Source organism: Bradyrhizobium sp. UNPF46 (genome assembly GCF_006658625.1).
GTDB classification, from domain to species: Bacteria; Pseudomonadota; Alphaproteobacteria; order Rhizobiales; family Xanthobacteraceae; genus Bradyrhizobium; species Bradyrhizobium nitroreducens.
Genome location: NZ_LFJB01000030.1, coordinates 15,717 through 34,437, shown reverse-complemented (window position 1 = coordinate 34,437; position 18,721 = coordinate 15,717). Strand labels below are relative to the sequence as shown.

Genomic DNA, 18,721 nt, shown 5'->3' with positions numbered 1-18,721 from the left:
GGGCCTCATTCTTTCGCATTGCCCAGAGTGAAAAATAATTCGATGACAATGTCAACGATCTTCCAAATGCCTCTTAGATGCATTTGATGGGAAGGCCCGCGGGCTTTGGCAGGCTTGGACTTGGCAGGCTTGGGCTTTCTTGGCAGAGGTGGATCATGAGCCAGACCGAGAGCAGGGGCGGGGTGACGTCGCCCGCAGCGGAGGACAGCGAGCCGTCGGCCCCGGTCACCGTGATGCTGTCGTCGCGACTGATGGTGCTCGCCAATCTGCTCAAGCGCGGTGCGATCCTGCGCTACAAGCGCCTCACCGGATTGTCCTCGGTCGAGTTTGGGCTCGTCGCTTCGCTCGGCCGCCGGCCGCCAATGAGCGTGGCGCGGCTCGCCGAAGCCGTCGGCCAGGACAAGGGGCAGATCAGCCGCGCGCTGGCCAATCTGGTGTCGCGCAAGCTGATCGCGAAATCGGCGAATCCGAAGGACAGCCGCGAGGTGCTGGTCTCGCTGACGGCGGCGGGCCTTGCCGCGCATGATGCGATTGTCGACGGCGCGCAGGAGCGCAACCGGCGCCTGCTGGAAGATCTGAGTGAAGCCGAGTTCCACACGCTGCTGGGTCAGGTTGACCGGCTCACGGCGATCGCCGCCGAGATGCTCGAGAGCGAGAAGAACGCGCGTTGATCTCGCAGCGATCTCTCGACATGTTGGATCGCTTCTAAGAGTCCTTCTAAGACCTTTTCAATTAGGGAATTTTCGCACCCTCACATAAGCGTCGCCGTCGAGCGCGTGCCGTCCGGTGACAGGCGGCATGACGCATCGGGCATGCAGCTTTGGGGTGGCGCGTTGAACAGTCTTGGAATGCTGCGGTCAGCCGTATTGGCGACCGCGTCCGCTTTGGTCCTGGTCCCGCAGGCATCGCTTGCGCAATCGTCGGCACAAGGTGGTGCAACGAACCTGCCGTCGGTGACGGTCATCGCGCCGGAAGCGCGCCGCCGCGCGACCACGCCCCCTCAACGCCGTGCGCCGCGGGCCTCGGAGCAGAGCGTTGCCAGCCGCAAGCCGCAGCCCCGCCGCGATGTCGGCTTCGTCGAGACCCCGCGCGGGCCGGTGCACGGCTACGTCGCCGGGCGCAGCTTGTCCGGCACCAAGACCAATACGCCGATCATGGAGACGCCGCAGGCGGTGTCGGTGATCGGCGCCGAGCAGATCCGCGACCAGAAGCCGACCAAGCTCGACGAGGTGCTGCGCTACACCGCCGGCGTGCGGGCGGGGACCTTCGGCGCCGACACGCGCAACGATTGGTGGCTGATCCGCGGCTTCAAGTCCGACGACATCGGACTGTTCCTCGACGGCATGCAGCTGTTCTACACCTCCTATGCGAGCTGGCGGCTGCCGCCGTCCAACATGGAGCGCGTCGAAGTCCTGCGCGGTCCGTCGGCCGTGCTCTATGGCGGATCGAGCCCGAGCGGCATCGTCAACGTCATCAGCAAGATGCCGCCCACCGAGCCGATCCGCTACATCGAGACCGGCGTCAACAATTTCGGCAATGCCTATGTCGGCTTCGATGTCGGCGGGCCGATCGCGACCCGGCCGCAAGACGGCAAGCTGTTCTACCGCGTCGTCGGCGAGGTCAGGAACGGCGGTACGCAGGTCGACTTCACGCCCGACAACAATTACTTCATCGCGCCGTCCTTCACGTGGAAGCCGGATGCCGACACGTCCTTCACGGTGCTCGCATCGGCCTCGAAGACGGATACGAGGGGCATCAATTTCCTGCCCTACCAGGGCACGGTGACGAACGCGCCGTTCGGCAAGATCCCGACCAGCTTCTTCGTCGGCGACCCCAGCGTCGACAAGTTCACGCGCGAGCAGGAGATGCTCGGCTACCAGTTCGAACGCAATCTCACCGACGACCTCACGTTCCGGCAGAATGCGCGGTTCGCGCATATCGACCTGACCTATCGCGGCTACATCGGCAACGGTTGGGACAACATCAACACCGCCACGATGGGGCGATATAATTGGTATGCGAAGAACACCGCCAACCAGGCCAATCTGGACAACCAGCTGGAGTATCGTTTCAGCACGGGGCCGGTGCGGCACACGATGCTGTTCGGGGTCGATCTGAAGGGCTATCAGATCGACGACTATCAGGCCTTCGGGTTTGGCGTGCCCTCGATCAGCATTTTCAATCCCGTCTATGGAGCAGCCGAAACTCCGCTCCCGAGCGCTCCGTTCCGGAATTTCCAGATCACGCAAAAACAGGCCGGCACCTATCTCCAGGACCAGATGAAGCTCGGCAATTTCACGCTGGTGCTGAGCGGCCGCAACGACTGGGTCGAGACGACGCAAGACGCCCGCGACACCGGCGCAAATGTTGCCAGCCGCAATGACAGCAAGTTCAGCGGGCGCGCCGGCCTGATCTACAATTTCGACAACGGCATCGCGCCTTACGTCTCTTACGCGACCAGCTACAATCCGATCATCGGTCTCAACGCGCAGAACCAGCTGTTCCTGCCGGAAACCGGCAAGCAGGCTGAAATCGGCGTGAAGGTCGCGCCGAAGGGGTTCGACGGCTATTTCACCGCCTCGGTGTTCGACCTGAAGCGCCAGAACGTGGCCACCACCGATCCGTCGAATGCGCTGCTGCAAACCCAGACCGGCGAGGTGACCTCGCGCGGCATCGAGCTCGAAGCGGTGGCCAATGCCACCAGGGAACTCAAGCTGATCGGCGCCTTCACCGCCTATCATCTCTTCACCAGCCGGGATCTCGATCCGTCGCTGGTCGGAAAGACCCCGACCAACACGCCCGAGATGCTGGTGTCGGGCTGGGCCGACTACACCTTCAAGGACGGACCGCTCGAGGGCTTCGGCTTCGGCGGCGGCGTCCGCTATATCGGCGCGTCCTGGGCCGATGCGGCCAACACGCTCGAGGTTCCCGCGGTGGTGCTCGGCGACCTCGCGCTCCATTACGAATGGCAGAACTGGCGGACGGCGCTCAACGTCATCAACCTGACCGACAAGATCTACGTCGCGAGCTGTTCGTCCGCGACGTCCTGCTTCTATGGCGACCGCCGGCGCGTCACCGCCAGTGTCTCCTACAAATGGTGAGGGATGGGGAGGAGGGCGGCACCTGGTGCCGCTGATCTTCCTTCGGGCGATAGATGAGCTCCCGGCTATGCCCCCCGGCCTGAAGCTCATCCGAGCGCGGCGCGCGCGGCGGCCTTTGGACGTCGCCGCCGCCGCGCTCGCGATCGGCCGGACCGCAATATATCGCCCGATCGTGCCGCTCGCTTGAGGGGGCAGGCCGGTCCCACCGCGATGCATGGCTCGTCTGATCGCTTTGCGCCTGTGGATAGGTGTCTTTGCGGCAACTCCTCCCGGCCCGCGACCGTGATGATCATCGGCCGTCTGGCGGCGCTGGTCGGGATGACCTTCGGCAATATGGCGCCGGGGTGACAGCCGGGCGCTTCCGCCGGTGACCACGGCTCGGTTTGGGTGCGCGCCCCGCGCCCGAAACCGCGTTTTTCTCGGACGAAGCACGGCAAAGTGGGGCCATGGCCTGTGCGCCGCAATCTCGAGCTGCTACCCTGCAAAACCGGTGGCTGCCCTTGCTGGGCCCTGCGATCTGCTCCATACCAGCGCGGGGTGATTCCGGGATTTTCACCGCTCCGGGGGCGGCAAAAGGGCCTGAAAAGAGCGTGTCTTGCGCCCATTGGTGCACTGCGCTAAGGCTCAGAACAATTCCAAATCGGACGAATCCGTGGCTGTCCCGAGGCTGCGGAAAAAAGGGCTCGCCAATGAGCGGCATTCTGCAGAACTATCTTCCACTCGTCGTCTTTATAGCGGTAGCGGGCCTCATCGGCCTCGTGCTGCTGATCGCGCCCTTCATCGTGGCGTTCCAGCAGCCGGATCCGGAAAAGCTGTCGGCGTATGAGTGCGGTTTCAACGCCTTCGACGACGCGCGCATGAAGTTCGACGTCCGCTTCTACCTGGTCGCCATCCTCTTCATCATCTTCGACCTCGAGGTGGCGTTCCTGTTTCCCTGGGCGGTGGCGTTCGGCAAGCTTGGCGCGACCGGCTTCTGGTCCATGGTGGTGTTCCTCGCCGTGCTGACGGTCGGGTTCGCCTATGAATGGAAGAAAGGGGCACTGGAATGGGATTGAACCCTGCATCGTCCGCGGGTCCGGTTGTTGCGCCGGCCGCCAAGGGCATTCTCGACCCGTCGACCGGCAAGCCGGTCGGGGCCAATGATCCGTTCTTCCTCGAGGTCAATTCCGAGCTGTCCGACAAGGGCTTCTTCGTGGCCGCGACCGACGACCTCATCACCTGGGCCCGTACCGGCTCCCTGATGTGGATGACCTTCGGTCTCGCCTGCTGCGCGGTCGAGATGATGCAGGTGTCGATGCCGCGCTACGACGTCGAGCGCTTCGGCTTCGCGCCGCGTGCCTCGCCGCGCCAGTCCGACGTGATGATCGTCGCGGGCACCTTGACCAACAAGATGGCGCCCGCGCTGCGCAAGGTCTACGACCAGATGCCGGAGCCGCGCTACGTCATCTCGATGGGCTCCTGCGCCAATGGCGGCGGCTACTATCACTATTCCTACTCGGTCGTGCGCGGCTGCGACCGCATCGTGCCGATCGACATCTACGTGCCGGGCTGCCCGCCCACGGCGGAAGCGCTGCTCTACGGCGTGCTGCTGCTGCAGAAGAAGATCCGGCGCACCGGCACCATCGAACGCTAAGGTTTTACGTCATGGACGACGCCAAGCTCGACGCCCTGGGGCAGACGATCGTTAGCGCGCTTCCGGGCGCCGCCACCGGTCATTCGGTGGCCTTCAACCAGCTGACGGTTGATGTCGAGGCCAGCAAGATCGTCGAGGTGGTCAAATACCTCCGCGACGACCCGAGCTGCCGCTTCATCAATTTCACCGACATCACGGCCGCGGACTATCCGTCGCGCGAGAAGCGCTTCGACGTGATCTATCACTTCCTGTCACCGACCCTGAACACCCGCATCCGGCTCAAGGCCCAGGCCGACGAGACCACGCAGGTGCCGTCGCTGATCGAGGTGTTCCCCGGTGCCGACTGGTTCGAGCGCGAGGCCTACGACCTCTACGGCGTGTTCTTCGTCGGCCATCCCGACATGCGCCGTATCCTCACCGATTACGGCTTCGAGGGCCATCCGCTGCGCAAGGATTTCCCGACCACCGGCTTCGTCGAGGTCCGCTACGACGACCAGGAGAAGCGGGTGGTGTACGAGCCCGTCCGGCTCAACCAGGAATTCCGCAAGTTCGATTTCCTCTCGCCGTGGGAAGGGGCGGACTATCCGCTTCCCGGTGACGAGAAGGCGAAGCAGTGAGTAGCGAATAGCGAGTGGCGAATAGGGATGTTAGTTGAGCGACCAGTCGATCAATTCGTATCGGGACCTGAGAGTGTGGCAGGATGCCATGTCTCTGGCGGAGTCCTGTTATCGATTGACGGGTCGATTCCCTCGCGACGAACTTTTCGGGCTGACCTCCCAGATCCGGCGTGCGGCAGCGTCTATTCCGGCAAACATCGCCGAAGGGCATGGACGCGAAAACACCGGCAGTTTTGTGCAATCACTGCGAATATCGCAGGGGTCGCTGAAGGAGCTGGAAACTCATCTGCTCTTGGCGGAGCGCGTCGGCATTTTGGCTGCTTCCGATCTGGAGCCAATCTTGGGGCGATGCGAGAGCTTAGGCAAAATGCTTCGCGCCTTGATACGTTCTCTGCAGGACAAGTCCACGAAATGACCATTCGCCATTCACCATTCGCCATTCGCCTCGCAGCAGGAGCTGCGTCATGAACGAGCAACCCGAACAGCTTCGCAACTTTACGATCAACTTCGGACCGCAGCATCCGGCGGCGCACGGCGTTCTGCGCCTCGTGCTGGAGCTTGACGGCGAAGTCGTCGCCCGCGTCGATCCCCATATCGGACTGCTTCACCGCGGCACCGAGAAGCTGATCGAGCAGAAGACCTATCTGCAGGCGATCCCTTACTTCGACCGGCTCGACTACGTCGCGCCGATGAACCAGGAGCACGCCTTCTGCCTCGCCGCCGAAAAGCTGCTCGGCATCGAGGTGCCGCGCCGCGGCCAGCTGATCCGCGTGCTCTATTGTGAGATCGGCCGCATCCTCTCCCATCTTCTGAACGTCACCACGCAGGCGATGGACGTCGGCGCGCTGACCCCGCCGCTGTGGGGCTTCGAAGAGCGCGAGAAGCTGATGGTGTTCTACGAGCGCGCCTCCGGCAGCCGCATGCATGCGGCCTTCTTCCGCGTCGGCGGCGTGCATCAGGACCTGCCGCAGAAGCTGGTCGACGACATCGAGGCCTGGTGCGATCCGTTCCTGAAGGTCGTGGACGACCTCGACCGCCTGCTCACCGCCAACCGCATCTTCAAGCAGCGCAACGTCGACATCGGCGTGGTGCCGCTGAAGGAAGCCTGGGAGTGGGGCTTCTCCGGCGTGATGGTGCGCGGCTCGGGCGCGGCCTGGGACCTGCGCAAGTCGCAACCCTACGAATGCTATGCCGAGATGGATTTCGACATCCCGATCGGCAAGAACGGCGACTGCTACGACCGCTATCTGATCCGCATGGAAGAGATGCGCCAGTCCGTGCGCATCATGAAGCAGTGCATCCAGAAGCTGAGCGCGCCCGACGGCAAGGGCCCCGTCGTCGTCGAAGACAACAAGGTCGCGCCGCCGCGCCGCGGCGAGATGAAGCGCTCGATGGAAGCGCTGATCCACCACTTCAAGCTCTACACCGAAGGCGTTCACGTGCCGGCCGGCGAAGTCTATGCCGCGGTCGAGGCGCCCAAGGGCGAGTTCGGCGTCTATCTGATCTCCGACGGCACCAACAAGCCCTACAAGTGCAAGATCCGCGCGCCGGGCTTTGCGCATCTGCAGGCGATGGATCACATCTGCCGCGGCCATCTGCTCGCCGACGTCTCGGCGATCCTCGGCTCGCTCGACATCGTGTTCGGAGAGGTCGATCGGTGATGGGGCAGCAGGCGCCAATCCAGTTTGACCGCGCCTCGGGGGCCCTGGAAGGGGCCAACCTGTGGGAGCGGACGGCTGCCTTGGCGCTGATGACGGGATCGAAGATCTCCTCGCATTTCTCGCATATGGGCTACATCGCCTGCGCGAATCTGCTGCGGAAGACGCTGCCCGAGCGCAACATCGCGATCAGGCTCAATCCCGACGCCGTGTTCGAATTCCCTTACGGCGACGGCTATTGGAGCAAGCTGCTCAACCGCTCCTACAATTACGAGGACGAGCTCGAGCTGCTGTTCTCCGATAGCATCGACGTCGACTACACGTTGCTCGATTGCGGCGCCAATTACGGCTACTGGTCGGTGCTGGTGTCGAGCAAGCCGTTCGGCTCGCACAAGGCGATCGCGATCGAGCCGTCGGGGCAGAACTACCCGAAGCTCGCCAACAACGCCCGCGTCAACGCTGGTCGCTTCGAGACCCTGAAATGCGCCATCGGCGCCACCCGCGGCACCGCGCGGCTCTCCGGAACCAAGCACGAGGCCTTCAGCATCGCCGGCGATCCCTCGGCGGGCGGTGAGGAGGTGCCGGTCGTCTCGCTCGACAATCTCATCGACGACGGCAGGATTGCCGCTACCGGCAAGTACCTGATCAAGCTCGACGTCGAGGGCGTCGAGATCGAGGCGATCAAGGGCGGCGCGCGGCTGCTGCAGGCCGACAGCGTCGTCATGTGCGAGGAACACGGCAGCGACCGCTCGCATGCGGTGTCGCGCTACATCCTCGAGCAGACCCCGCTGAAGCTGATCGTGTTCGATCCGCGCAGCAACCGGATGGAGACCGTGACCGAGCTGTCGATCCTCGACCGCATCAAGGTCTCGACCCACGTCGGCTACAACGTTTTCGGCACCGCAAGCGCATTCTGGCAGGACAGGATCGAAGCCCTGAATGCCAAGAACTTGAATGCGAAGTCCGCGCGCCGCATGCAGTGAGAGATTGAACAGATGTCCGTTCGCCGATTAGCACCGAAGGAAGTCCAGCCCGCGAGCTTTGCGTTCACGGATGAGAACCTCGCATTCGCCAAGCAGCAGATCGCGAAATATCCGGCCGGCCGCCAGGCTTCCGCGGTCATCGCCATTCTCTGGCGCGCGCAGGAGCAGCACGATGGCTGGGTCTCGGAAGCCGCGATCCGCGTCATCGCCGACATGCTCGACATGCCCTATATCCGCGTGCTCGAGGTTGCGACCTTCTACACCATGTTCCAGCTCGCACCCGTGGGCAAGAAGGCCCACGTCCAGGTCTGCGGCACCACGCCGTGCCGGCTGCGCGGCGCCGAGGAGCTGATCCACGTCTGCGAGCACCGCATCCATCACGAGCCCTTCCATCTCTCCAAGGACGGCAATTTCAGCTGGGAAGAGGTCGAGTGCCTGGGAGCCTGCGTGAACGCGCCGATGGTGCTGATCGGCAAGGACACCTATGAGGACCTGACCAAGGAAAGCTTCGGCAAGGTGCTCGACGGTTTTGCTTCGGGCAATCCGCCCAAGCCCGGTCCGCAGAACGGCCGCCAGTTCTCGGCGCCGATATCAGGACCGACCACGCTGAAGGAGATCACCTGATGCGTGATCTCTCGCAGCCTTTGGTGCAGGGGAGCGGTGCCATGAAGAAGTGGGGCTTCGTCGCGATGCACGCCGCCGTGGCGGCCGCCTTCATCTTCCTGGTACAGCGCTTCACCCTGAACGCGTCGCTGGAATCCAGTCTGCTCTGGGCGCTGACCTTCGCCGTCTGCGCCGCCGGACTTGCCTACAAGCAGACCATTCGTTGATCGGAAAGCACTGATATGCTCGAGGACAAGGACCGCATCTTCAAGAACCTCTACGGCCTCCACGACTGGGGGCTCGAGGGTGCGCGGCGCCGTGGCGCCTGGGATGGCACCAAGAACATCATCGACAAGGGCCGCGACTGGATCATCAACGAGATGAAGGCCTCAGGGCTCCGCGGCCGCGGCGGCGCCGGTTTCCCGACCGGTCTGAAATGGTCCTTCATGCCGAAGGAATCGACCGACGGCCGTCCGAGCTATCTCGTCGTCAACGCCGACGAGTCCGAGCCCGGCACCTGCAAGGATCGCGAGATCATGCGGCACGATCCGCATCTGTTGATCGAGGGGTGCCTGATCGCGAGCTGCGCGATGAACGCGCATGCCTGCTACATCTATGTCCGCGGCGAGTTCATCCGCGAGCGCGAGCATCTGCAGGCCGCGATCGACCAGGCCTACGAGGCCAAGCTGGTCGGCAAGGACAACGTCAACGGCTGGCCGTTCGACATCTACGTCGCGCACGGCGCCGGCGCCTATATCTGCGGCGAAGAGACCGCGCTGCTTGAAAGCCTCGAGGGCAAGAAGGGCCAGCCGCGGCTGAAGCCGCCGTTCCCGGCCAATGTCGGCCTGTTCGGTTGCCCGACCACCGTCAACAACGTCGAGTCGATCGCCGTTGCGCCCGACATTCTGCGCCGCGGCGCGGCCTGGTTCGCCGGCATCGGCCGTCCGAACAATGTCGGCACGAAACTCTTCTGCATCTCCGGTCATGTCGAGCGGCCCTGCAACGTCGAAGAGGCCATGGGCATTCCGTTCCGTGAGCTGATCGAGAAGCATTGCGGCGGCATCCGCGGCGGCTGGGACAACCTCAAGGCCGTGATCCCCGGCGGCTCCTCGGTGCGCATGGTGCCGGCCGAGCAGATCATCGACACGCCGATGGATTTCGACAGCCTGAGCAAGCTGCGCTCGGGCCTCGGCACCGCGGCCGTGATCGTGATGGACAAGTCGACCGACCTGATCCGCGCCATCGCCCGCATCTCCTATTTCTACAAGCACGAGAGCTGCGGCCAGTGCACGCCGTGCCGCGAGGGCACCGGCTGGATGTGGCGCGTCTTGACTCGCATGGCCGAAGGCCGCGCCCACAAGCGCGAGATCGACATGCTGCTGGAGGTCACCAAGCAGGTCGAAGGCCACACCATCTGCGCGCTCGGCGACGCGGCGGCGTGGCCGATCCAGGGCCTGATCGCGCATTTCCGTCACGAGATCGAAGCGCGCATCGACGAGTATTCGCACAAGTCCGACATCGACGATATCGGCGTCCGCGATCCCGTGAACATGGTCGCGGCGGAGTAGAGAGAATGGCCGACGAACCCGACAACATCGTGCTTGCCTTGCTGCGCAAGATCGATCAGCGAACTGAGCGGATGGCAGACGATCTGCAGGATGTGAAGGTGCGCGTGACCGCGATGGAAGAGGGCTTGGCCGGAGTGAACCGTAGACTTGATCGGCTGGAGATTCGCGTTGACCGGATCGAGAGACGCCTCGAGCTGACCGACGTATCGCATTGAGAGAACTGAGCCAATGACCAAGCTCATCATCGACGGCAAAGAGATCGATGTGCCCGCCGAATACACGCTGCTTCAGGCGTGCGAGGCGGCCGGCGCCGAGATTCCGCGCTTCTGCTATCACGAGCGGCTGTCGATCGCCGGCAATTGCCGGATGTGCCTCGTCGAGGTGAAGGGCGGCCCGAAGCCGGTCGCGAGCTGCGCCTGGGGCGTGCGCGACTGCCGTCCGGGCCCCAAGGGCGAGCCGCCGGAGATCTCGACGCGTTCCCCGATGGTGAAGAAGGCACGCGAAGGCGTGATGGAATTCCTTCTGATCAACCATCCCTTGGACTGCCCGATCTGCGACCAGGGCGGCGAGTGCGATCTGCAGGACCAGGCGATGGGCTATGGTGTCGACACCAGCCGCTTCGCCGAGAACAAGCGCGCGGTCGAGGACAAATATCTCGGCGCGCTGGTCAAGACCTCGATGAACCGCTGCATCCAGTGCACGCGCTGCGTCCGCTTCTCGGCGGAAGTCGCCGGCGCCCCCGAGATGGGCGCCACCGGCCGCGGCGAGGACATGGAGATCACGACCTATCTCGAGCACGCGCTGACGTCGGAATTGCAGGGCAATCTCGTCGACATCTGCCCGGTCGGCGCGCTGACCTCGAAGCCCTACGCCTTCGCCGCGCGTCCGTGGGAGCTCGGCAAGACCCAGTCGATCGACGTCATGGACGGCGTGGGATCTGCGATCCGCGTCGACACCCGCGGCCGTGAGGTGATGCGCGTACTGCCCCGCATCAACGAGGCCGTCAACGAGGAGTGGATCTCCGACAAGACCCGCCACATCGTCGACGGCCTGCGCACCCAGCGCCTCGATCGTCCCTATGTCCGCGAGGCCGGCAAGCTGCGCGCGGCAACGTGGCCCGAGGCCTTCGCCGCGATCGCAGCGAAGGCGGCGCGCACCGACGGCAAGCGCATCGGCGCGATCGCCGGCGACCTCGCCGGTGTCGAGGAGATGTTCGCGCTGAAGGACCTGCTCGCCAAGTTCGGTTCGGGCAACCTGGCGGTGCAGGGCGGCGATGCCTTCGATCCCGCGCTCGGCCGTGGCTCCTACATCTTCAACCCGACGCTCGCAGGCGTCGAGCAGGCCGACGCGCTGCTCATCATCGGCGCCAATCCGCGGAAAGAGGCGGCCGTGTTCAACGCCCGCATCCGCAAGCGCTGGCGCGCCGGCGGCTTCAAGGTCGGCGTCATCGGCGCCAAGGTCGATCTCACCTACGACTATGATCATCTCGGTGCGGGCACCGAGACGCTCGGTGAGCTCGCGGCCGGCAAGCACTCCTTCATGGACGTGCTGAAGAACGCCAAGAATCCGATCATCCTGGTCGGCGCGGGCGCGGCCGCCCGTCACGACGGCGCGGCCATTCTCGCCGCCGCCGCCAAGCTGGCGCTCGATGTCGGCGCTCTCAAGGACGGCTGGACCGGCTTTGGCGTGCTGCACGAGACCGCTTCGCGGGTCGGTGCGCTCGACATCGGCTTCTCCGCAACCGGCGGCGGCCTGAATGCCGCGCAGATGACGACGTTCGGCACGCTGGACCTGCTGTTCCTGCTCGGCGCCGACGAGATCAACGCCCCCGACGGCACCTTCGTCGTCTACATCGGCACCCATGGCGACCGCGGCGCCCATCGCGCCGACGTGATCCTGCCGGCGGCCGCCTACACCGAGAAGTCCGCGATCTACGTCAACACCGAAGGCCGCGTGCAGATGACGGGCCGCGCCGCGTTCCCGCCGGGCGAAGCCCGCGAGGACTGGGCGATCGTTCGCGCACTGTCGGAGGCGCTCGGCAAGAAGCTCGGCTACGACTCGCTGGCCGCTTTGCGCCAGGCGGTCTTCAAGGCCGTGCCGCATCTGATCCGTCTCGACCAGATCGAGGCCGGCTCCGCCGACCAGATCAAGAAGCTGGCGGGGAAGGGCGGCTCGCCCGAGAAGGCGCCGTTCAAGCCGCTGGTCGAGGACTTCTATTTGACCAACCCAATCGCGCGTGCGTCCGCCGTGATGGCGGAGTGCTCGCGGCTTGCCTCCGGGCAGATGCTGACCGCAGCGGAGTGAGCTGATGGAATTTTTCGAAAGCGCATTCTGGACCGGTTTCCTCTGGCCGCTGATCATCATGGTCGCCGAGAGCGTGCTGGTGCTCGTCGTCCTGCTGGTGGCGATCGCCTACATCCTGCTCGCCGACCGCAAGATCTGGGCGGCGGTGCAGATCCGTCGCGGCCCGAACGTGGTCGGCCCGTGGGGCCTGCTGCAATCCTTCGCGGACCTCCTGAAGTTCGTGCTGAAGGAGCCGATCATCCCGGCCGGCGCCAACAAGGGCGTCTTCCTGCTGGCCCCGCTGGTCTCGTGCGTGCTCGCGCTCGCGGCCTGGGCGGTGATCCCGACCAATCTCGGCTGGGTGATCTCCGACATCAATGTCGGCATCCTCTTCATCTTCGCGATCTCGTCGCTGTCGATCTACGGCATCATCATGGCCGGCTGGTCGTCGAACTCGAAGTACCCGTTCCTGGCCGCGCTGCGCTCGGCGGCGCAGATGGTGTCCTATGAAGTCTCGATCGGCTTCGTCATCATCACGGTGCTGCTCTGCGCCGGCACGCTGAACCTGTCGGCCGTGGTCGAGGCTCAGCACGTGCGCGGTCTGGCCAGCCTGATCGGGCTGCCGCAGCTCACCATCCTGAACTGGTACGTCTGGCCGCTGTTCCCGATGTTCGTGGTGTTCTACGTCTCGGCGCTGGCGGAGACCAACCGTCCGCCCTTCGACCTCGTCGAGGCGGAATCCGAGCTCGTCGCCGGCTTCATGGTCGAGTACGGCTCGACGCCGTACCTGCTGTTCATGCTCGGCGAGTACGTTGCGATCGTCACGATGTGCGCGATGGCCACGATCCTGTTCCTCGGGGGCTGGCTGCCGCCGGTGGATCTGCCGCCCTTCAACTGGGTGCCGGGGATCATCTGGTTCTCGCTGAAGCTGTTCTTCATGTTCTTCCTGTTCGCGATGGCAAAGGCGATCGTGCCGCGCTACCGCTATGACCAACTGATGCGCCTCGGCTGGAAGGTCTTCCTGCCGCTGTCGCTGGCGATGGTGATCGTGGTGGCCGGCGTGCTGCATTTCGCCGGCATCGCGCCGAAGTGAGGGCTGTCATGGGTATCAACGTCAACGCCACTGCACGCTCGCTTCTGTTGTCGGAATTCGTCTCGGCGTTCTTCCTCGCCATGCGCTATTTCTTCCAGCCGAAGCCGACGCTGAACTATCCGTTCGAGAAGGGCCCGATCTCGCCGCGCTTCCGCGGCGAGCACGCGCTGCGCCGCTATCCGAACGGCGAAGAGCGCTGCATCGCCTGCAAGCTGTGCGAGGCGGTCTGCCCGGCGCAGGCCATCACCATCGAGGCCGGCCCGCGCCGCAACGACGGCACCCGCCGCACCGTGCGCTACGACATCGACATGGTGAAGTGCATCTATTGCGGCCTCTGCCAGGAGGCCTGTCCTGTGGACGCCATCGTCGAAGGCCCGAACTTCGAGTTCGCGACCGAGACCCGCGAGGAACTGTTCTATGACAAGGCCAAGCTGCTCGCCAACGGCGATCGCTGGGAACGCGAGATCGCGAAAGCGATCGAGCTCGACGCGCCGTACCGGTGAGGTGAGGGCATGATCCTTCCCGCCATCACCACGTCATTCCGGGGCGCGCGCAGCGCGAACCCGGAATCTCGCGCCACAACCTCCAGATTCCGGGTTCGCGGGCTTTGCCCGCGCCCCGGAATGACGGGGACTGCCCGATGATCCTTCCCGCGCTGTTCTTCTATCTCTTCGCCGGCGTCTGCGTCGCCTCGGCCGTGATGGTGATTGTCTCGCGCAATCCCGTGCACTCCGTGCTGTACCTGATCCTGGCCTTCGTCAACGCCTCCGGCCTGTTCGTGCTGATGGGCGCCGAGTTCCTCGGCATGATGCTGATCGTCGTCTATGTCGGCGCGGTCGCGGTGCTGTTCCTGTTCGTGATCATGATGCTCGACGTCGACTTCCTCGAGCTGCGCGAGGGCTTCATCGAGTACCTGCCGGTCGGCCTCGTGATCGGAGGCATCTTCCTGTTCGAGCTGCTGCTCACCGTCGGCTTCTGGGTCATCAACCCCGGTGTCAGCAAGACGATCACGGCGGCGATCCCGACCAATGTCAGCAACACCGAGGCGCTCGGGCTCGTGCTGTATACGAAGTACATCCACTACTTCCAGCTCTCGGGCATGGTGCTGCTGGTCGCCATGATCGGCGCCATCGTGCTGACGCTGCGCCACAAGGCGAGCGTGAAGCGGCAGGACATCAACGTTCAGAACGCGCGCACGCCCGAGATGGCGATGGCGATGCGCAAGGTGGCGCCGGGGCAGGGGCTCTCGGATGCCGATGCGGCGGAGTGGGTGAAATGACGATCGGGCTCGGACATTACCTGGCGGTCGGCGCGATCCTGTTCACGCTCGGGATCCTCGGCATCTTCCTGAACCGCAAGAACATCATCGTCATCCTGATGTCGATCGAGCTGATCCTGCTCTCGGTCAACATCAACCTCGTGGCGTTCTCGACCTTCCTCGGCGACATCGTCGGCCAGGTCTTCGCGCTGCTGGTGCTGACCGTCGCTGCGGCCGAAGCCGCGATCGGTCTCGCCATCCTGGTGGTCTATTTCCGCAACCGCGGCTCGATCGCGGTTGAGGACGTCAATCTGATGAAGGGCTGAGCGCTCAAATGGTTCAGGCAATCGTTTTCCTGCCTCTGCTGGGCGCCATTCTGGCGGGGCTCATCGCCCTGGCCGGCGCGCATGCCCGCAACCCCTCGGGTGACGAGGTCGAGCATCATGGTGACCACGGCCACGGCGACGCCCACGCGTCGGCGGCCCATGGTGACCATGGCCACGACGATCACGGTCACGACGATCATGGCCACGGTCCGGTCGAGCCGCCTGCGGCGGGCTCGCGCGGCGCCGAGCTGATCACGACGGGGCTGCTGTTCGTCTCGGCGGCGCTGTCCTGGATGACGCTGGTCGATGTCGGCTTCATGCACCACGACACCCGCATCCAGCTGCTGCCCTTCATCTTCTCCGGCGATCTCCAGGTCTGGTGGACGCTGCGGGTCGACACGCTCACCGCCGTGATGCTGGTGGTGGTGACGACCGTGTCCTCGCTCGTGCACCTCTATTCCATCGGCTACATGGACGAGGACCCGAACCGGCCGCGCTTCTTCGGCTATCTCTCGCTGTTCACCTTCGCCATGCTGATGCTGGTGACGGCGGACAATTTGGTGCAGCTGTTCTTCGGCTGGGAAGGCGTGGGTCTCGCCAGCTACCTGCTGATCGGCTTCTGGTACCAGAAGCCGTCGGCGAACGCGGCCGCCATCAAGGCCTTCGTCGTCAACCGCGTCGGCGACTTCGGTTTTGCGCTCGGCATCTTCGCAATCTTCATGCTGACGAGCTCGACCGATTTCGAGACGATCTTCCATGCCGCGCCGAGCCTGACCGGCAAGACCATCAACTTCCTCGGCTGGCACGCCGACGCGCTGACCCTGACCTGTCTCCTGCTGTTCATGGGCGCGATGGGCAAGTCGGCGCAGTTCCTGCTGCACACCTGGTTGCCGGACGCGATGGAAGGCCCGACGCCGGTCTCGGCGCTGATCCACGCCGCGACCATGGTCACCGCCGGCGTGTTCATGGTGGCGCGCCTGTCGCCGCTGTTCGAGCTCGCTCCGACCGCACAGGCCGTCGTGATGTTCTTCGGCGCCACCACCGCGTTCTTCGCGGCGACCATCGGCCTCGTCCAGAACGACATCAAGCGCATCGTCGCCTATTCGACCTGTTCGCAGCTCGGCTACATGTTCGTCGCGATGGGGGCAGGGGCCTATTCGGTCGGCATGTTCCACCTGTTCACGCACGCCTTCTTCAAGGCGCTGTTGTTCTTGGGGAGCGGCTCGGTGATCTACGCGATGCACCACGAGCAGGACATCCGCAACATGGGCGGCCTCTGGAAGAAGATCCCCTACACCTATGCGGTGATGGTGGTCGGCACGCTCGCGCTGACCGGATTCCCGCTCACGGCCGGCTACTTCTCCAAGGACGCGATCATCGAAGCGGCCTATGCCTCGCACAACCCGTTCGCGGTGTACGGCTTCCTGATGACCATCGTCGCCGCCGGCCTGACCTCGTTCTACTCCTGGCGCCTGATCTTCAAGACCTTCCACGGCGAGCCGCATGACGAGCACCACTACGAGGCCGCGCATGAAGCCCCGCTCTGGATCCTGATCCCGATCGGCGTGCTCGCGGTCGGCTCGTTCGTCGCAGGCTTCCCGTTCAAGGAGCTGTTCGCCGGTCACGGCGTCGAGGAGTTCTTCCGCGAGTCCGTGAAGATGAACCCGCATATCATCGAGGAGATGCACCACATCCCCGAGACCATCGCCTTCCTGCCGACGGTGATGATGGTGCTGGGCTTCCTCGTGTCGTATTTGTTCTACATCCGCCGGCCTTATCTGCCGGTCGAGCTCGCCAACACGCAGCCGATGCTGTACCAGTTCCTGCTCAACAAATGGTACTTCGACGAGCTCTACGATCTGATCTTCGTCCGTCCGGCGAAGTGGATCGGCTATCAGCTCTGGAAGAAGGGCGACGGCTTCGTCATCGACGGCTTCGGCCCCGACGGCGTCTCCGCTCGCGTGCTGGACGTCACCCGCAACGTCGTGAAGATCCAGACTGGCTATCTCTATCACTACGCATTCGCCATGCTGATCGGAGCCGCCGGCCTGATCACCTGGTTCATGTTCGGCTTTGGAGGCCAGTAAATGACGACCTGGCCCATCCTTTCGGTCACGACGTTCCTGCCGCTGGTCGGCGCGCTGATCGTCTATCTCAGTCGCGGCGATGACGAGGCGGCCAAGCGCAACTCGCGCTGGATCGCGCTCTGGACCACGCTGATCACCTTCGCGGTGTCGGTGATCCTGGTCATGCGCTTTGACCCCAGCAATCCCGACTTCCAGTTCGTCGAGAAGGCGAACTGGCTCGCCACCGGCATCACCTATCACATGGGTGTCGACGGCATTTCGCTGCCGCTGGTGATCCTGACCACCGCCGTGATGCCGTTCTGCATCATCGCGAGCTGGAAGGCGATCACCAACCGCGTCCGCGAATACATGATGGCGTTCCTGATCCTGGAAACGCTGATGATCGGCACCTTCTCGGCGCTCGATCTCGTGCTGTTCTATTTGTTCTTCGAGGGCGGCCTGATCCCGATGTTCCTGATCATCGGCGTCTGGGGCGGTCCGCGCCGGGTCTACGCGTCGTTCAAGTTCTTCCTCTACACGCTGCTCGGCTCGGTCCTGATGCTGCTCGCCATCATGGCGCTGTACTGGAACGGCGGCACCACCGACATCCCGACCCTGATGCACACCGCCGTGCCGCGGAACCTGCAGACCTGGGCGTGGCTGGCCTTCTTCGCCTCGTTTGCGGTGAAGATGCCGATGTGGCCGGTGCACACTTGGCTGCCCGACGCGCACGTCGAGGCCCCGACGGCGGGCTCGGTGGTTCTGGCCGCGATCCTGCTGAAGATGGGCGGCTACGGCTTCCTGCGCTTCTCGCTGCCGATGTTCCCGCTGGCCTCGCACGACTTCGCGCCGCTGATCTTCACGCTCTCGGCCATCGCCATCATCTACACCTCGCTGGTGGCGTTGATGCAGGAGGACATGAAGAAGCTGATCGCGTACTCGTCCGTCGCGCATATGGGCTTCGTCACCATGGGCATCTTCGCCGGCACCATGCAGGGCGTTGCCGGCGGCGTGTTCCAGATGATCTCGCACGGCATCGTCTCCGGCGCGCTGTTCCTCTGCGTCGGCGTGGTCTACGACCGCCTGCACACCCGCGAAATCGCGGCCTATGGCGGCCTCGTCAACCGGATGCCGCTCTACGCGATGACCTTCATGGTCTTCACCATGGCCAATGTCGGTCTGCCCGGCACCTCCGGCTTCGTCGGCGAGTTCATGACGCTGCTCGGGACCTTCAAGGTCTCGATCCCGACCGCGTTCTTCGCCACCTTCGGCGTGATCCTGTCGGCAGCCTATGCGCTGTGGCTCTACCGCAAGGTCGTGTTCGGCGCGCTGGTCAAGCCGTCGCTCGCGAGCATGAAGGATCTCACCTTCCGTGAGTGCCTGACGCTGTTCCCGATGATCGCGCTGACGATCCTGTTCGGCGTCTATCCGAAGCCGGTGCTCGACATGTCGGCCGCCTCGGTCCAGCAACTCGTTAACAACTACAACACCGCTGTGACGGCCGTGAAGGCCGCCGCACTGCTCCATTGATC

At 64.2% G+C, this 18,721-nt stretch carries 19 protein-coding genes; all 19 read left to right on the top strand.

Annotated features, from left to right (window positions below; translation table 11 throughout):
* The first annotated feature begins 155 nt into the window (after window positions 1–155).
* The 19 genes from UNPF46_RS13575 to UNPF46_RS13485 all read left to right on the top strand — a co-directional run bounded on the left by UNPF46_RS13575 (window position 156) and on the right by UNPF46_RS13485 (window position 18,719).
* A complete protein-coding gene (locus UNPF46_RS13575; protein ID WP_100179677.1) occupies window positions 156–671 on the top strand; it encodes a MarR family winged helix-turn-helix transcriptional regulator in 516 nt (171 codons plus the stop codon).
* A 177-nt stretch (window positions 672–848) separates the two neighbouring features.
* A complete protein-coding gene (locus UNPF46_RS13570) occupies window positions 849–3,101 on the top strand; it encodes a TonB-dependent siderophore receptor (RefSeq protein WP_181769914.1) in 2,253 nt (750 codons plus the stop codon).
* A 689-nt stretch (window positions 3,102–3,790) separates the two neighbouring features.
* Entirely contained in the window at window positions 3,791–4,156 is a 366-nt protein-coding gene (locus UNPF46_RS13565; protein WP_100179679.1) for an NADH-quinone oxidoreductase subunit A, read from the top strand.
* Window positions 4,147–4,734, top strand: coding sequence for a NuoB/complex I 20 kDa subunit family protein (locus UNPF46_RS13560; protein ID WP_174719151.1), 588 nt, complete (start codon window positions 4,147–4,149; stop codon window positions 4,732–4,734). The genes UNPF46_RS13565 and UNPF46_RS13560 overlap by 10 nt, the downstream gene beginning before the upstream one ends.
* An 11-nt stretch (window positions 4,735–4,745) precedes the next feature.
* The gene (locus UNPF46_RS13555; protein WP_142250340.1) at window positions 4,746–5,351 is read left to right on the top strand and encodes an NADH-quinone oxidoreductase subunit C; all 606 of its coding nucleotides are present in this window, start codon (window positions 4,746–4,748) and stop codon (window positions 5,349–5,351) included.
* 34 nt (window positions 5,352–5,385) lie between these two features.
* Complete coding sequence (locus UNPF46_RS13550) at window positions 5,386–5,766, top strand: four helix bundle protein (RefSeq protein ID WP_142250339.1); 381 nt, start codon at window positions 5,386–5,388, stop codon at window positions 5,764–5,766.
* Between the two features lie 49 nt (window positions 5,767–5,815).
* Window positions 5,816–7,012: an NADH-quinone oxidoreductase subunit D gene (locus tag UNPF46_RS13545; protein ID WP_142250338.1), complete on the top strand. Its 1,197-nt coding sequence runs from the start codon at window positions 5,816–5,818 to the stop codon at window positions 7,010–7,012.
* Window positions 7,012–7,992, top strand: coding sequence for an FkbM family methyltransferase (locus UNPF46_RS13540; protein WP_142250352.1), 981 nt, complete (start codon window positions 7,012–7,014; stop codon window positions 7,990–7,992). The genes UNPF46_RS13545 and UNPF46_RS13540 overlap by 1 nt, the downstream gene beginning before the upstream one ends.
* A 12-nt stretch (window positions 7,993–8,004) precedes the next feature.
* Window positions 8,005–8,616: an NADH-quinone oxidoreductase subunit NuoE gene (gene nuoE / locus UNPF46_RS13535; RefSeq protein WP_142250337.1), complete on the top strand. Its 612-nt coding sequence runs from the start codon at window positions 8,005–8,007 to the stop codon at window positions 8,614–8,616.
* Window positions 8,616–8,822 carry a hypothetical protein gene (locus UNPF46_RS13530; protein WP_100179685.1) on the top strand — a complete coding sequence of 69 codons (207 nt, stop codon included), beginning with the start codon at window positions 8,616–8,618 and terminating at the stop codon, window positions 8,820–8,822. Before nuoE ends, UNPF46_RS13530 begins: the two co-directional genes overlap by 1 nt.
* A 15-nt stretch (window positions 8,823–8,837) precedes the next feature.
* Window positions 8,838–10,163: an NADH-quinone oxidoreductase subunit NuoF gene (nuoF, locus tag UNPF46_RS13525; RefSeq protein ID WP_063194770.1), complete on the top strand. Its 1,326-nt coding sequence runs from the start codon at window positions 8,838–8,840 to the stop codon at window positions 10,161–10,163.
* Window positions 10,164–10,168: 5 nt separating this feature from the next.
* Entirely contained in the window at window positions 10,169–10,378 is a 210-nt protein-coding gene (locus UNPF46_RS13520) for a hypothetical protein (RefSeq protein ID WP_100179686.1), read from the top strand.
* Window positions 10,379–10,391: 13 nt separating this feature from the next.
* Window positions 10,392–12,467 (top strand): NADH-quinone oxidoreductase subunit NuoG, encoded by a 2,076-nt coding sequence (gene nuoG / locus UNPF46_RS13515; protein WP_142250336.1) that lies wholly within the window; start codon window positions 10,392–10,394, stop codon window positions 12,465–12,467.
* Between the two features lie 4 nt (window positions 12,468–12,471).
* On the top strand, window positions 12,472–13,539 hold the full coding sequence (gene nuoH, locus UNPF46_RS13510) for an NADH-quinone oxidoreductase subunit NuoH (protein WP_100179688.1): 1,068 nt from the start codon (window positions 12,472–12,474) through the stop codon (window positions 13,537–13,539).
* Between the two features lie 8 nt (window positions 13,540–13,547).
* On the top strand, window positions 13,548–14,042 hold the full coding sequence (gene nuoI, locus UNPF46_RS13505; RefSeq protein ID WP_191093171.1) for an NADH-quinone oxidoreductase subunit NuoI: 495 nt from the start codon (window positions 13,548–13,550) through the stop codon (window positions 14,040–14,042).
* Window positions 14,043–14,179: 137 nt separating this feature from the next.
* Window positions 14,180–14,818, top strand: a complete 639-nt coding sequence (locus UNPF46_RS13500) for an NADH-quinone oxidoreductase subunit J (protein ID WP_100179689.1) — start codon at window positions 14,180–14,182, stop codon at window positions 14,816–14,818.
* Window positions 14,815–15,123 (top strand): NADH-quinone oxidoreductase subunit NuoK, encoded by a 309-nt coding sequence (nuoK, locus tag UNPF46_RS13495; protein WP_008547737.1) that lies wholly within the window; start codon window positions 14,815–14,817, stop codon window positions 15,121–15,123. Before UNPF46_RS13500 ends, nuoK begins: the two co-directional genes overlap by 4 nt.
* Before the next feature lie 8 nt (window positions 15,124–15,131).
* The gene (gene nuoL / locus UNPF46_RS13490; protein ID WP_142250335.1) at window positions 15,132–17,210 is read left to right on the top strand and encodes an NADH-quinone oxidoreductase subunit L; all 2,079 of its coding nucleotides are present in this window, start codon (window positions 15,132–15,134) and stop codon (window positions 17,208–17,210) included.
* Window positions 17,211–18,719 carry an NADH-quinone oxidoreductase subunit M gene (locus UNPF46_RS13485; RefSeq protein ID WP_100179691.1) on the top strand — a complete coding sequence of 503 codons (1,509 nt, stop codon included), beginning with the start codon at window positions 17,211–17,213 and terminating at the stop codon, window positions 18,717–18,719.
* The last annotated feature ends 2 nt before the right edge of the window (window positions 18,720–18,721 follow it).